This is a genomic window from Candidatus Nitrosotenuis uzonensis (assembly GCF_000723185.1).
Taxonomy (GTDB): Archaea; Thermoproteota; Nitrososphaeria; order Nitrososphaerales; family Nitrosopumilaceae; genus Nitrosotenuis; species Nitrosotenuis uzonensis.
In genome coordinates this window covers 226,741-239,835 of sequence record NZ_CBTY010000009.1, presented here as the reverse complement: position 1 = coordinate 239,835, position 13,095 = coordinate 226,741, and the positions used below count along the sequence as shown (strand labels likewise).

Here is a 13,095-nt window from a genome sequence, read left to right as displayed (position 1 = left end):
TAATTATGTAATAACCTGATCTAAGCGGTTCTTAAAACGTACACAAAAATAATCCAGCTATTCAATTGCAAGCGTCTTGTCAAAAAAGATCATAATTACATGCATTGCGGCAGTATGCATAATAATTCTGGTTGGAATAACTGTGGGAGACAGTGTTGAAAAAGCCCCAGAACCAGAGCCTGAACCCGTCACGCAAGATCATACCAAAGTGATGATTGCAGTACTGTCTTCACGACCGGGATGTGAGCAGACAAACTCTTGCTACCTGCCGCCCAACGTGACAATAAATTCTGGCCAGACAATTGTCTGGATAAACGATGACAGGGCATTTCACACTGTTACTGGAGGATATTATGATGTGTTTGATGGAACATTTGATAGTGGACACATGAATCCATCAGATACGTTCTCTTACACTTTTGATGACGTAGGCGAGTTTCATTATTACTGCAGATTACATCCGTGGATGGAAGGCACAGTCATTGTAAATTAGAAAGGTGAGGAAGGGATTCGAACCCCTATAAATTCGCTCTGCAGGCGAACGCATAGCCGCTCTGCCACCTCACCAGTAAGAAAAAATCAATTTGCCAACAATTAAACTCTTTTTATGATTTGATGAATGTCTTTGATGCCAGCTTGACATCCTCGGCACGGATAGTCTTTCTGCCTGCGTGTTCTGACATGTCCACTGCGCTTTTTGCAATGGTTGTAGCTATTTCTTCTATTATTCGCCTGAGCTCTTCTGCAGATTCATCACTGACTCTCTCGGCTCCTGCCTTTTTTAGAATCCTATACATGGCAGATAATCCAAGCTCGGATGATTTCATCAATTCGTTGAGTATGGCCGCAGGATAAAGTGTTGTGAGTTAAAAAATTCTACACAGTTATGGATTTCTGCAAACAATAAAAGCATCTGCAGACAAAAAAAATTATGGCCTTTATTTTGGATGCTCACATACATCTATCAGATCCGCTCTATGCCGAACACATCGATTTGATAGTGAATTCAATGGAATCTACTGGCATAAAGGCCTGCGCCGTATCAATGGATAACAAATCATCTCAAATGACGCTAAAGCTGGCTGAGAAGAGCAAAAACATACTACCATTTGTAGGAATTCATCCTGAAAAAGCATCCGATGACTTGGACACTATGGTCTCCTTTATTGACAAAAATTCCCAAATCTCTGGAATAGGCGAGATAGGGCTTGATAGGTCATACTGCAATGACGATGATCAGTTCAAAAGACAGGTCACCGTGTTCAAAAAACTACTTGAGCAAGCAGAAACACTACGTAAGCCAGTATCCGTTCATTCTAGAAAGACTTTGGATGATATATTTGAGATAATACCATCATACAACATAAGCGGATTCTTACTTCATTGGTTTGATGGAAGCAAAAAGCAGCTAAAGCAAGCAATGGATCTTGGATGCTATGTTTCATACGGTCCTGTCATGGTGTATTCACAAGATAAGCAGGCACTCGCATCACTCTCTAACAGAGATAGGATTCTAGTTGAAACTGACGGTCCGGTAAAGTTTTCACATTGTTTTGGAAGGAAGGAGGCACAAATTACATTCATACCTAGCGTGGTATTTGCTTTGGCTAAAGTACTTGAACAATCATACGATGAGACAGTTTTCATGCTTCAAAATAACTCCGAACGCTATCTTGGGCTTACAAGCTGATGTTTGTACTATCAGTACTCTTGTTATAACCAAAACGTCAATGTTCCCAATATTATACTGAGAACTACAAACACGGAGATTGTGTATGTTATGTACTGCCTTGCCTTCTGTCGCTCATAGTAGCGTCTTGGAGTAACTCCCATTATGTAAAATATTGTCATTGTACCTAATATCAGACCAAAAAGGTTCGCAATGGTCAGTGTTAATGCGTTGATGAATATATCATAATCAAAAAGCGCAACACCTATTCCAGTAACAACTGCAGGTGGTACTAATGCAGCCGCTATTGCAACTCCAACCAGTATGCCTGGTATATCTGACGACATGGCTATACCGCCTGCCAATCCAAGCAATATGGCTACTGCCAAAAATACGGGAGACATCTCGGTTCTGGAGAGAATTTCAGGTGTAATCGGGACTTCCATGAATGTCAGGCTGAGTCCTGTTAGAGCGGCCCCGGTAGCGCCTACTATTGTGGTTAATACAAAAATATTCAGTGCTGATTTGAACATTTTTTGAGGCCGCCCCACCGACGCGTTAAACGCAAATGCTGTAATTGGACCAAGAAGAGGAGATAGTAGCATTGCTCCTATTACAAGGGAGGCATTATTGGTGTACAATCCGACCAGGGCAACAGCTGATGCGATCGTAATCATGATCAACACGGCGGGTTTGATTTCCACCGACGGTTCAGTGAGAGCATGAAACTCCTCTGTAAGCTTTTTAGTCTTTTTCATCTCCTTTTTCTCAGTTTGCACATTCTGCAGGTAATCAGAAACTGTTGCTTCTATGTTTTGAATGGTAAGGTAGATTTCCATCTGTTTTGTGTCTATTATCTTATTTAGATCTGCAGTCACAGTATTTGATATTCCCTCTGGTACTATGGTTGTATACCGTAGCAGCTTTGATTCACCAGACATAACAAGCTCAACATTGTAAGGAACCCTGTATTTTTTTAGGACATACTCGATGCTCTGACTCTGTTGCTCATGGCAAGTGAGCTCTATCTTCCTCATTACATACCCATTACTATCTGACTAGGTTATTTTGAGTGGTAATTTTTTGTAGACGAATAGTTCAGTTTTCTCAAATAAGTGATAAAATAGAAGCTAGCTATGCGAAAGAACTAAGATTATCTTATTGATACTCGTCTTTTTGCAGGTCTTCTTCGCACTATTGGTTTCCTGCTCTTTTTTGTAATTCTACTTATGGTTTTGCCTCGAAGCTGTGCCTTGCGCCTCTGCAAAATTCTAACTTTTTCATGCTCTCTATTTTCCAATATTTTCTCAAGCATTCGTGTTAGCGCATACACTTCTTTTTTTGAGAGTTTCATATTTTGCATTGTATTATGATCGTTTTAAGTCTTCATATACTGGGATGCAATAATTGACAAAAGTATTTTGGATATCTCTGCATTTATCTAATTTTGAAAAACTCTCTTGTAATTTTATTGTCTTGTATATTCTGAAGAATAATGTTTGAATACAATGATCACTGATACTCGATAATTCAATTTAATTATTTTAATACTCGTTGTTTTTGTGATATATTTGTTAACAGTTAAGTAATATCTGATATAATGATTTGTATGAAACAAACGGAACGAAGTCTGAAAGAAATTCTGTCTAATCTTCCAGATGACAAACTCAAAATGTTAGCAGAAGGCATCGAAATGAGCCCATTCCCAGTACTCATAAATAAAGAATACAAAAAACGATTTGGCAATAATAACACAAAACTCAAACACACGTTGAAAAAACAAATCAGAGCAAAACAGCTTGCAGAAAAAAAATTACTAAGAAGCCTATATGCTGAAATGAAAAAATTCGAACAACAGGAAATTTCAATATCTGGCCTAGAACAGCTTTCGGCACAGTCAATAAAACAGATTCAAGAAAGGCAAAAAAGAGCACTAGACCATATGTTGTTACTAACTACTGAATTGTCAAAATTGCACGAATACAGAATCCTCTTAGAGGCGGACTTGATCTCAGACACATCGCACAAGTAATGCAATATGTACCGATCTGATAATTCATACATATTGTCAGCTTGTCAATATTCTATTTAGAGCAGAAACTGTGCGTATGACGCATATTCTATACTTTTCATATTTTTTACTTGTATTGACTGTAACGCCAAGCAAATCGAGCTCCCTTATGTAATTGCATATGCGCTGCTCGTTTGGGGCCAACTTATGCGCGTATCTATTTCTGATTCTGAATAACAACTCTACATTCTTTTTCACTCTGCCTTTGATCAAACCTGCTTCTTCCAAAATATCCATCTTCAAATTGGTGGTAAACAGCGTGCTGTCAAGCGCTTTTGATGGAATTCTAAATTTTGTCTCTAAAATTCTATCGAGCATATTCTCAATGTACATGTGGCCTACAATGTACAGGTCTCTTTCATTTGTTGTATTGAGAATTTCTTTTAGATTCTGACTGGAAAACTGCATTACCAAAGTATTGCTTACTGGTAAATTCAAACATTTTGCAGCAATTCATGTATGTATTTTCTCACATCATCAGATGTGCAAGTTAGGTGATAACTATAAAATACCCCCACAAATAATCCACCGAGTGGATAGAATAAGAAGACTTGTAATGCAGGTACTTGACAAACACAAGAACGAGTTTACCACAGATTTTACAGAAAATAAAAAAATTTTGGATCAAATTGCAATTATTCGCTCAAAAGGCTTGAAAAATGAAATGGCCGGATTTATTACAAAGTACATAAAATTAGAGGCCGCAACGAAGGCACAAAAACAACAAAGGGAAGCACGTGCCGAAGCTGAACGAGAAGAACAGGCAGAAGAAATTGAAGAAACAACCGCCCAAGTAGAGCAGACATCCGAGCAGGTAGAGGAAGAAAACACATCAGAGATAGATTCTGAGCAGGAAGAAATTGTCATGGAGAGCCAAGCTCCAGAATCCAATTGATAGCATTCTGATTTGATTACAATAAAACTATTGGGCGGCGCAAGAAAATCGTTTGATTCAGAAAGCATCATACTTGATGTTAATTCGATAACCATAGGTGACCTACTTGAACATCTGTTGTCAATAAAGCCAAATAACACACTCGATCTTGACACAAAAAATATCCTAGTTGCAGTAAACGGAATTGATTCTTCGGCGCTTGAAGGTCGTAATACATTGATACAAACAAACGATACTGTGAGCATAATCCCAGTAATCCATGGAGGTGCCTGATTGAAATTCAAAGCAGAGAGTCTTTCTGTTCAGTTGTTTCACATTATACATAAAAAGGGTCAGAATTATCGCTTTCTGAATTCTATTCGAGAAAGGTTTCCTGACTTGATCTTGGAAGGAATATCGCAAAAATGTATTCTGAGCCTCACACATGCAAAAAAAATCATATCGTTGTCTCTCTTTGCGCAAAAACAAGACTTGCTTTTATCAAAAAAACTCCAAACCGACATCTTGCTACGTTTTGCGTGCACTACCCAGATATCTGAAGCAATGATGGTATCTGACATAGAGTCAGAAAACGATTTCATGCTTGTTGCAATTGGGAGAGAAATTCCAAAAGACTTGTCCTTCTTTATCTCCAAATACATAAAAAAACAATCTGATTTTCGCAAAAACCACGCGTATCTAAAAAAACAATTCAGGATATCAAAAAAACATCTTTCTGCAGTACTTTCCGATTCTCCTCTCGAAGATTTGATGGTGGAAAAGGCAGCAGTTTTATTCAAATGAGGCTCGCTTTAGGCGTTCTACGCTTAAAACGTCCTCGTCTTTTACCAGCGAAATGCCGCACATATTGCCAAGCGTCTGAATAAGAATAATCCAATCATAATTTTCAAGCGAGACTCTGTTTGGCAGCTTTTCTGCTATGCTTGTTATGATCTCAGACGATTTAATGTCTGAATCCCTTTTCTCTATTGTAATTCTGTATGTCTCATCTGGTTTCATTTTGTGTGCCTGAAATATTGCAGAATCTGCGATGGAGCTGATGTCGCATTCTACAACTTGGAACATTGGTATTATTCTCATGGTGTATCTTATTGCCCACGGTTCTTCCTCGAATTTTTTTTGTACGTGTTTAATTATATCGGTGTGGCAGAGTGTGGTCTTTACTGTGATGATTCCTGAAAATTTTGTTATCGTTATTTCCGGAGATTTGTCTCCAAGCTCCCTTAAAAAACCCTCAATCTCTTTACTTGTCTCCCCTTCAAAATGCCTAGCACAGGTGACAATTAATTCCAAGTTGCCTTGAATTTACATTCTGTTGTATTATACTGTTTGAATGTACTCTAAAAAATAAATAAAGACTGGTAATAGTTTCATACATGAGCTCAGAGGAAGAAAATGACTTTGAAGACGAATTTGAAGACTCTGAAGATGAAGAAATAGAGGAAGAAGATTTCTAGATTGTCAGGCCGAAACTGTCTGCAAATCTGTTAAACGTATTATATGCTTGGAGAAACTCCCTACCTACATTACTTATCTTGTACTTGCAGGCTCCGTCGGAATTTGTCTGTTCCAAGAGTCCTTGTGATACAAGGGTATTCAAAATTTTGGATATTCTACCATGTGAGATGTTTGCTTTGCGAATCAGATATGTTATGGATGCTCCATGCTCGTCTGGCAAGTCGTCTCGCGCCGTGGTAAGGATATCTCCTATTATTTTCATATGGGTGCGGTACACTGTAGTTCTAAGCAAATTTACCAAGTTATGTCTGCCGTAATCTTCCAATATATTAAAGGGCAAATTTTTTTTGACAAAATCATCTCACGGAAGTAAATTTAGCCTCAAATGTTCTCGTCAAATTTGATTTTTTTAAGCGGTACCTTGGTTACAGGTACAAATAGCATCAGGAGACCTGCAATCTTGACAGTTATTGAAACCACATTTAGCACAGATTGTGGAAATACAAAATAATACCAACCGAGGAACTCACCAAACGCAAGTGCGCCAAGACCTGCGGCCACAAACAAAGCAGTTCTGCGCCTGCTCTCAAAATACGACATTATAGTTTCGATTGAACCGTAGATTAACAAAATGAATGAAAATGATCTGATGATGTTCTCAATCGATACGAACGAAATCAAAAACAACGGCAGTATTACAATGGATCTGAGATAGTTGGATTTTGGGAAAAATGATTTGATTGTGTGTGAGAAAGCAATGAAAAAGTATCCTATGGTTTGCACTCCTATGCCCACTGTCTGCACCCATCTTACCTCTTGAGGCGCTGTGTAAGTGCCGACCATCTGACCTATCCACATTATGATAAATCCTGCACTAATTGATAGAAATGCAAGAGTCAGCCTAAATAATGTAGGACTGCCAGTGTTTCTATAGCCTATTGCGGAAATTATTCCAATAACAAGGCCTACGACAAAACCGATCAGATTAAGAATACTTTCTAAAAATAATTCTGCCATCACTGTTACTTGCAATTATTTATTTTAAAGTTAATCCCATTCATCAAGCGTGCCTGCACTTTGACCCTCAGTAGAACCTGCATAATCGCCTAAAATGTCAGAGTATGTAACATCATTATGAGCCACAAATCTGACATATTCACCGTATGTCATGTCCAGATCACACTGTCCACATTTTACAAAAGAAAAATCTGATGCAAGCTCTGCAATTCCTTTACATTTTGGGCATTTTATCTTCACACAAAGTTCTTGTTGCGTTTGATTATTATTCATTGCCAAGCGTGTCTAATACGGCCACAATTAGCCCAAGAATTAAATTGAATTTGCTTTGTGCGGTAGATAATGGCAAGAAACTGCACAAAATGCAAGTCTGAGATCCCAGATTCTGAGCAGCTTGATCCTGTGGCTTCTACCTATCCATGCTGCAACAAATGCTGGGAAGAATGGAAGACGTACAGAATAATGGTGATGAACGAGCTGAGGCTGGACATGTCGCTTCCAGAGCACAGAAAACTGTTAAAAAAGAACGAGAAAATCTTTGTCGGAGTACTCACGCCTCAGGGGGATATTATTGACTTTACAAATGAGAATAATCGCAAGCCCGACAAACCTCAAGTCTAGATTCCAAGATGCGCCTTTGCATTCTGCGGTATAATCCACTCAAGACTGCTTCTTTCCTGATCCGTAAGCTTGGAAAATATCTGTCTTATTGTGTTTGATATGGCCTCCTTCTTGGGTTGTTCAAGTTCTAAGAATATTCCCAGTATGCCGTCGAGATTGAACAGAATCAACTTTTGAGGGTTTTTCAATATCTCTCCAATGTATGTTGAGAACATAACTTCTCTTTTATCCTCCTCTATTGAAGCAAGTATCTCAAGCCATGTTTTGAATAATTTGGCAAAATTTGGAAACGGGATGGTGGGGCCAGCAGCAAGAGCGTTATTGATGACCTCATGTCTGTCTGGAACTGACATGGTAAAGAACTCGTCCATTCTCTTCTTTAAAATGGGTTTTCGAAGGAAGTCTGGGAGACTTGCTAGATTTACAATTATGTTCCCGGCATGGTTCTGAGCTGCCACACAGGCTTTCAGATCGCCAAGATTAAAAATTCATCTCTGCGATCAAGTCCGTCTTGGCTTAAATTAAGTTAGAACTTGGAAACAACATGCCATCACTTGTCATTGTTGGAGGATTCTTCGGGGATGAGGGAAAGGGCAAGATAATCTCGTATCTTGCACAGAAAGACAAACCTACAATTGTCGTACGAGGTGGCGCAGGACCAAATGCAGGACACACTATAGAAGATGGCAATAAAAAATACAAAGTAAGGATGCTGCCAAGTGGCTTTCTTAACAAGAAAGCAAAACTGATGATTGGCCCTGGAGTGGTAGTAAACCCTGATGTTCTGCACAAGGAGATATCGGAATTTGATGTAGCGAGCAGAACTTTTGTAGACTATAACACAGGTATAATAGAAAAAATTCACACCGATGCTGATTCGGCTGGCAGATTGAAGGAAAAGATTGGAAGCACCGGCTCTGGCACAGGACCTGCAAACGCAGACAGAGCAATGCGTACGCTAAAGATGGCACGTGACATCCCGTCTCTAAAACAGTACCTTGCCGACGTGCCTGCAGAAATCAACCTGGCCCTTGAGCATGACGAAAACGTACTAGTTGAAGGCACACAAGGCACATTTCTATCTCTATTTCATGGCTCGTATCCGTATGTCACTTCAAAGGATGTGACTGCCTCAGGAATATGCGCAGATATTGGCCTTGGCCCCAAAAATGTAGATGATGTGATGGTGGTATTCAAATCATATGTAACACGCGTGGGCGAAGGGCTGCTTGAGGGAGAGCTCTCAAAGGAGGAGACAGCAGCTAGGGGCTGGGCGGAGATAGGCACGGTTACAGGCAGGCAAAGACGTGCAGCCGAATTCAATTTCAACATGGCCAAGCGTGCAGTCATGCTCAACAGCGCAACACAAATAGGGCTGACCAAACTGGACGTGCTCTTTCCTGAATGCGCACACGCACAATCATTTGATACACTCAGCGATAAGGCAAAGGCATTTGTTACAAAAATCGAGGACGAGACTGACGTGCCTGTGACGTTGATTGGCACCGGGCCGGGCGTGACCGACATTATAGATTTGCGAAGTTAGTTTTTTCAAAAAATTTTTGATAAGCTTTAATTTGTCAATTATTTTACAGAGGTTGTGGAAAAACCACTTTCGCCAAAATATATTCAAGTTGCCTCGACACTGGAATTTTCACGCCTAGTTTGTGCACTTGAGCGTACCCCGCGCATATCGTTCCTACATGAGCACGACGGTAAGAAAATACTTTCAATTCAAATGGACCTGCTAAAGACAAGCCCGATAATATACTACGTGCCTGCCGAAAAGATGGGGCACTATCTTGCGTACGGATTTAAGAGTGGCAAGGAAGACTGCACAGTTGTTGACGCAATATCTGAGCCTACGCGATTATATTCACCAATAGTAAAGATCAAGTCACTTCCACCCTCGCTCAGGCAACAACTGCAAGATGAGCACAAAGAAAGATACGAACTTATCGAACTGGAGGATCTGGCAAGCCTAGCGAAGATGAGCTATGGCTATGACGAAGCACCGTTCCCGCTTTTTGCATTCCCATATAAGGACAAATGGTTTGTGGGCGTCTTTATGAACTTCAATGAAGACGGGCCGTCTTATTTTTGTCACGTAACACTTGATTCTGAGCCGTCGCAGCCGTTCCTCAAGTATGCCATGAATAACGGAAACGTGCCGGTATTCACAGACAACCTCAACGAACATGGCTATTCCTACATCAAGATAATAAAGCTCAAAGAAACGCATCCGCTAATCAGCTATGACTAGCTACAGGCAAGCAATTCGGAGCCTCGCATCAGAAAAGAGCCCGCTGATCCTTGCAAACGATTATGATAAAGCAACTAACTTTGAGTCAAAAACTCTGCAAAATATAAGAAATCTGAGCAGATACATCTGCGCCATCAAGATGAACTTTCACGTGTTGCTTCCTCTTGGCTACAAACAGATAAAAAAAATAACAAAAACTGCACATGATTCTGGTCTTGTATGCATTGCAGACATCAAACTAAACGATATAGGAAACACCAACAACGTTACTGTTCGGACACTCTGGGACATGGGCTTTGATGCCGTTATCGTCAATCCTATGATGGGGCCTGCAAACCTGCAAAATCTGGTCCGCCTTGCGCACAAAAACAGGAAAGGCATAATCTCGTTATGCCATATGAGTTCACCTGAGGCCAAAGTTACGTACGAGCTTCCAGTAGACTCGCAAAAAACTCCACTTTATCATTTATTTCTCAAGTGGGCAATAAAGATGCAGACAGATGGAATCATAGTTGGAGCAACATTCCCTGAAATTGTGATGTTTTGTAAGAAAAAAACCAAAAACAAACTTGAGATTTACTCGCCGGGAATAGGAACACAGGGTGGTGACATACAAAAAACAATCGCCGCCGGATCATCCTACCTGATAGTCGGTAGAACTATACTTGCAGCAAAAGACCCAAAGCAAGCTGCCAAATCACTATTTGATCTGACCAAAAACTAAACTTCTTGCCTTTGCCAACAGAGTTCTTGCATTCTGATATGTGATCTTTTTGTAAGCTTCATCAAATTCGAGCCATACAAAATCAAGATGCTCATCAGATAGTATGACATCTGATGTCTTTGTCTTTGCTAAAAAGAAGACAACCTCCTTTTGTATGGTCTTGCCGTCGTACTGATAACTGTACTGAATTTTTTCCTCATATCCGTCTACGAACTCTATGTCTGTTATGCCTGTTTCCTCACGTGCCTCCCTAAGGGCAGCCTCCTTTAACTGCTCATTCTTTTCGATTCTTCCTTTTATGAAATCCCAATGCCCTGACGGATAGTGTAAAAGCAAAAACTTGACTTTTTCACCTTCGTGGCGAAACAAGAGTATTCCAGAAGATCGCTCATCTACCATAAATGCTCATTTTCCTATCCTTCTATTTCTCTTTTGGAACGTTCGTATGGCCCTTAGCAGGTCGATTTTTCTAAATTCTGGCCACAAAATGTCCATGAAAATAAGCTCGCTGTAAGCTCCCTGCCACAACAAAAACCCACTCATTCTCTGCTCCCCAGAAGTTCTTAAAATAAGATCAGGAGATGACTGTGGCAGATGTGCGGTGTAAAGATTTGATTCCACAGTCTCTTTATTTATGTCGTTAATTTCCAACGTGCCATCTCTGACTTTTGCCGCAATTTTTTTTACTGCGTCTACAAGCTCCATCTGCCCTCCATACGCAATTGCTATGTTCAGATAATGTCGGTCGTAATTCTTGGTAGTCTCATCCAGTCTGTTTAGAACATCGTTGATAAAATCTGGTAAAAGCTCCGTTCTTCCTATGGCCTTGACGCGCATTTTGTTTTTGTGGATTCTTGGGTCGTTGTAAAGTTTCTCTAGTCGTTGATGGATAAGATCAAAAAGATAGTCTAGTTCTTTATCTGCCCTTGCCAAGTTTTCAGTGGACAACACGTACAGCGTAATTATTTTGATATCGAGCTCTTCACACCAATCAAGAAGATTTTCAACAGCATCGGCTCCTATGTGATGTCCTACCTCGCTTGCGGCAAGGGCTTTTTTTGCCCATCTACGGTTGCCATCAAGAATGACTGCCAAATGGTTTGGTATCTCTCCCTTTCTGATTTCAGATTCTAGCCTCTTTGTGTAAATCCTGTAAAACCAAGAGAGGAAACTAGCCGTCTGTTTTATTCTGTTAACACTTCTCCCCCCTTCTTCTTCCTATACTTGCGGAATAAGAAGGTGGCAGATATCAGTGTTATTAAAAGCCCTGCCAAAAATGGCGGAATCAGAGTGAATGAACTCTCATCGTATATCAGCAGGTTTGTGAACTGGTAGACTGTTGGATATAGCGAGACTAGTACTATGAGTCGTAATATGTCGGTAATCTGTCTTAGGCTGCCTTTTAGCCAGTGGCTGAGTAGAATTCCTCCAAACACTGAGCCTGTGCCCATCCACAAAAATGGCAGTGCGCCAGCAATGAACTCTCCTAATACAACTCTGTCTGCAAACAGATTTGGTATGCCAGAGTCCAATATCTGCGGATCGAGTATGTTTGTGTGAATTGCAGAAAAGCCAGATAAAATTCCTGCAAGTCCTATGATGATTCCTGTTATGAAAGTGAATGTTCTTATCAAACTTGCAGGTGTGGGTTTTGAGAGGTTAGTCAGAGCTCTATCTACATCGAATGCGCGAATCAAAAATGCGCCGCCCAAAATACTAACTAGCACTGCAAAGATCTCTTGTGTGTATCCAAATATTGTTCCAATTCCGCCAATCACAAGCAAAATTCCAGGCACACCCAAAAAGAATTTTGAGTATTTTGAATCATAAGCAATCATCTTGAGGTATTTGCCAAAAACAGCGTAAGAGTATTCCACACTTCGGCTCACCTTCATCACAACTCTTTGCACAGATACAATCGGTATTACATTCTGAATTATGGGGATAACTGACTCGTCGTCTTCACCATCTGACACTATCACTGCACCGTTTGCAGAAAAACTTGCAAGTACAGATTTTACTTCACGAACGATTTTTTCATCTGCCTGCACTCCTCTATCTTCAACTCCAGCTACTACGATGACTTCTGCTTGGTACCCTTTTCTTGCCAAATCTTCATACGTTTTTACTGCAAAGAAGATCGAGTTTGCATCAGCATCTTCCGGATCCTCAAGGGCTAGCTTTTGGGCAGCCTCTATGCATGCGTTCCTTCCCACAACAGGGGTGACAACGCCGGCCTTATCGCCTACATCATTGTCTCTGTCAACACAAATTACAAGCAGTCTGCTAGTTATTGGCGCTTGTACGTCCTTTTCCAGCTTGGAGTTGTTAAGAGACATTGCTGTTCTCTATTACAAAATTGCCTATTAACACTTTC

The 13,095-nt window shown here is 40.3% G+C and carries 22 protein-coding genes and 1 tRNA gene; 10 read left to right on the top strand and 13 right to left on the bottom strand.

What is annotated here, in order from left to right:
• The first annotated feature begins 76 nt into the window (after positions 1 to 76).
• Positions 77 to 493, top strand: coding sequence for a cupredoxin domain-containing protein (locus tag NITUZ_RS06590; RefSeq protein WP_048196518.1), 417 nt, complete (start codon positions 77 to 79; stop codon positions 491 to 493).
• 2 nt (positions 494 to 495) lie between these two features.
• Here NITUZ_RS06590 and NITUZ_RS06585 read toward each other — a convergent pair.
• A tRNA-Cys gene (locus tag NITUZ_RS06585) sits at positions 496 to 567 on the bottom strand.
• 38 nt (positions 568 to 605) lie between these two features.
• Entirely contained in the window at positions 606 to 827 is a 222-nt protein-coding gene (locus NITUZ_RS06580) for a histone family protein (RefSeq protein WP_048196517.1), read from the bottom strand.
• A 104-nt stretch (positions 828 to 931) separates the two neighbouring features.
• Between NITUZ_RS06580 and NITUZ_RS06575 the strand changes: the two genes are divergently transcribed.
• Complete coding sequence (locus NITUZ_RS06575; RefSeq protein WP_048196516.1) at positions 932 to 1,690, top strand: TatD family hydrolase; 759 nt, start codon at positions 932 to 934, stop codon at positions 1,688 to 1,690.
• A 23-nt stretch (positions 1,691 to 1,713) separates the two neighbouring features.
• Here NITUZ_RS06575 and NITUZ_RS06570 read toward each other — a convergent pair whose 3' ends face one another.
• Both NITUZ_RS06570 and NITUZ_RS06565 read right to left on the bottom strand, forming a co-directional pair.
• Entirely contained in the window at positions 1,714 to 2,706 is a 993-nt protein-coding gene (locus tag NITUZ_RS06570; RefSeq protein ID WP_048196515.1) for a TIGR00341 family protein, read from the bottom strand.
• A 116-nt stretch (positions 2,707 to 2,822) separates the two neighbouring features.
• The gene (locus NITUZ_RS06565) at positions 2,823 to 3,023 is read right to left on the bottom strand and encodes a hypothetical protein (RefSeq protein WP_048196514.1); all 201 of its coding nucleotides are present in this window, start codon (positions 3,021 to 3,023) and stop codon (positions 2,823 to 2,825) included.
• A 255-nt stretch (positions 3,024 to 3,278) separates the two neighbouring features.
• Here NITUZ_RS06565 and NITUZ_RS06560 point away from each other — a divergent pair, with 255 nt between their 5' ends.
• The gene (locus tag NITUZ_RS06560) at positions 3,279 to 3,701 is read left to right on the top strand and encodes a hypothetical protein (RefSeq protein WP_048196513.1); all 423 of its coding nucleotides are present in this window, start codon (positions 3,279 to 3,281) and stop codon (positions 3,699 to 3,701) included.
• A 36-nt stretch (positions 3,702 to 3,737) separates the two neighbouring features.
• Here the strand turns inward: NITUZ_RS06560 and NITUZ_RS06555 are convergent, their stop codons facing one another.
• Positions 3,738 to 4,148: a hypothetical protein gene (locus NITUZ_RS06555; protein ID WP_048196512.1), complete on the bottom strand. Its 411-nt coding sequence runs from the start codon at positions 4,146 to 4,148 to the stop codon at positions 3,738 to 3,740.
• 124 nt (positions 4,149 to 4,272) lie between these two features.
• Here NITUZ_RS06555 and NITUZ_RS06550 point away from each other — a divergent pair, with 124 nt between their 5' ends.
• The 3 genes from NITUZ_RS06550 to cgi121 are packed head-to-tail and all read left to right on the top strand — an operon-like array spanning position 4,273 to position 5,418.
• Positions 4,273 to 4,635 carry a hypothetical protein gene (locus NITUZ_RS06550; RefSeq protein WP_048196976.1) on the top strand — a complete coding sequence of 121 codons (363 nt, stop codon included), beginning with the start codon at positions 4,273 to 4,275 and terminating at the stop codon, positions 4,633 to 4,635.
• A gap of 12 nt (positions 4,636 to 4,647) precedes the next feature.
• Positions 4,648 to 4,908 carry a MoaD/ThiS family protein gene (locus NITUZ_RS09710; protein ID WP_081844894.1) on the top strand — a complete coding sequence of 87 codons (261 nt, stop codon included), beginning with the start codon at positions 4,648 to 4,650 and terminating at the stop codon, positions 4,906 to 4,908.
• Positions 4,909 to 5,418 (top strand): KEOPS complex subunit Cgi121, encoded by a 510-nt coding sequence (gene cgi121 / locus NITUZ_RS09705; protein WP_155991440.1) that lies wholly within the window; start codon positions 4,909 to 4,911, stop codon positions 5,416 to 5,418.
• On the opposite strand, the gene NITUZ_RS06540 is transcribed toward cgi121, so the two are convergent.
• From NITUZ_RS06540 to NITUZ_RS06525, 4 genes are all read right to left on the bottom strand, one after another.
• Positions 5,407 to 5,928, bottom strand: coding sequence for a THUMP domain-containing protein (locus NITUZ_RS06540; protein WP_048196511.1), 522 nt, complete (start codon positions 5,926 to 5,928; stop codon positions 5,407 to 5,409). The two genes, cgi121 and NITUZ_RS06540, sit on opposite strands and share 12 nt — an antisense overlap.
• 160 nt (positions 5,929 to 6,088) lie before the next feature.
• Positions 6,089 to 6,355, bottom strand: a complete 267-nt coding sequence (locus NITUZ_RS06535; protein ID WP_048196510.1) for a winged helix-turn-helix domain-containing protein — start codon at positions 6,353 to 6,355, stop codon at positions 6,089 to 6,091.
• A gap of 119 nt (positions 6,356 to 6,474) precedes the next feature.
• Positions 6,475 to 7,110 (bottom strand): hypothetical protein, encoded by a 636-nt coding sequence (locus NITUZ_RS06530; RefSeq protein ID WP_048196509.1) that lies wholly within the window; start codon positions 7,108 to 7,110, stop codon positions 6,475 to 6,477.
• Positions 7,111 to 7,140: 30 nt separating this feature from the next.
• Positions 7,141 to 7,350 carry a hypothetical protein gene (locus tag NITUZ_RS06525; protein WP_048196508.1) on the bottom strand — a complete coding sequence of 70 codons (210 nt, stop codon included), beginning with the start codon at positions 7,348 to 7,350 and terminating at the stop codon, positions 7,141 to 7,143.
• 102 nt (positions 7,351 to 7,452) lie between these two features.
• Here NITUZ_RS06525 and NITUZ_RS06520 point away from each other — a divergent pair, with 102 nt between their 5' ends.
• On the top strand, positions 7,453 to 7,731 hold the full coding sequence (locus NITUZ_RS06520; RefSeq protein WP_048196507.1) for a Fe(2+)-trafficking protein: 279 nt from the start codon (positions 7,453 to 7,455) through the stop codon (positions 7,729 to 7,731).
• Here NITUZ_RS06520 and NITUZ_RS06515 read toward each other — a convergent pair.
• Positions 7,728 to 8,189 carry a hypothetical protein gene (locus NITUZ_RS06515; protein WP_048196506.1) on the bottom strand — a complete coding sequence of 154 codons (462 nt, stop codon included), beginning with the start codon at positions 8,187 to 8,189 and terminating at the stop codon, positions 7,728 to 7,730. The two genes, NITUZ_RS06520 and NITUZ_RS06515, sit on opposite strands and share 4 nt — an antisense overlap.
• Positions 8,190 to 8,275: 86 nt before the next feature.
• Between NITUZ_RS06515 and NITUZ_RS06510 the strand changes: the two genes are divergently transcribed.
• Genes NITUZ_RS06510 through NITUZ_RS06500 form a run of 3 tightly spaced genes read left to right on the top strand, consistent with a single transcriptional unit; the run spans position 8,276 to position 10,718 of the window.
• Positions 8,276 to 9,277, top strand: a complete 1,002-nt coding sequence (locus NITUZ_RS06510; RefSeq protein WP_048196505.1) for an adenylosuccinate synthetase — start codon at positions 8,276 to 8,278, stop codon at positions 9,275 to 9,277.
• Between the two features lie 54 nt (positions 9,278 to 9,331).
• Positions 9,332 to 9,994, top strand: a complete 663-nt coding sequence (locus NITUZ_RS06505) for a hypothetical protein (RefSeq protein ID WP_048196504.1) — start codon at positions 9,332 to 9,334, stop codon at positions 9,992 to 9,994.
• Positions 9,987 to 10,718 carry an orotidine 5'-phosphate decarboxylase gene (locus tag NITUZ_RS06500; RefSeq protein ID WP_048196503.1) on the top strand — a complete coding sequence of 244 codons (732 nt, stop codon included), beginning with the start codon at positions 9,987 to 9,989 and terminating at the stop codon, positions 10,716 to 10,718. The genes NITUZ_RS06505 and NITUZ_RS06500 overlap by 8 nt, the downstream gene beginning before the upstream one ends.
• Here the strand turns inward: NITUZ_RS06500 and NITUZ_RS06495 are convergent.
• From NITUZ_RS06495 to NITUZ_RS06485, 3 genes are all read right to left on the bottom strand, one after another.
• Positions 10,695 to 11,117 (bottom strand): bis(5'-nucleosyl)-tetraphosphatase, encoded by a 423-nt coding sequence (locus tag NITUZ_RS06495; RefSeq protein ID WP_048196502.1) that lies wholly within the window; start codon positions 11,115 to 11,117, stop codon positions 10,695 to 10,697. The genes NITUZ_RS06500 and NITUZ_RS06495 overlap by 24 nt on opposite strands.
• A gap of 6 nt (positions 11,118 to 11,123) precedes the next feature.
• On the bottom strand, positions 11,124 to 11,813 hold the full coding sequence (gene uppS / locus NITUZ_RS06490) for a polyprenyl diphosphate synthase (RefSeq protein WP_420887314.1): 690 nt from the start codon (positions 11,811 to 11,813) through the stop codon (positions 11,124 to 11,126).
• 89 nt (positions 11,814 to 11,902) lie between these two features.
• A complete protein-coding gene (locus NITUZ_RS06485; protein ID WP_048196500.1) occupies positions 11,903 to 13,057 on the bottom strand; it encodes a DUF373 family protein in 1,155 nt (384 codons plus the stop codon).
• Positions 13,058 to 13,095: the final 38 nt, after the last annotated feature.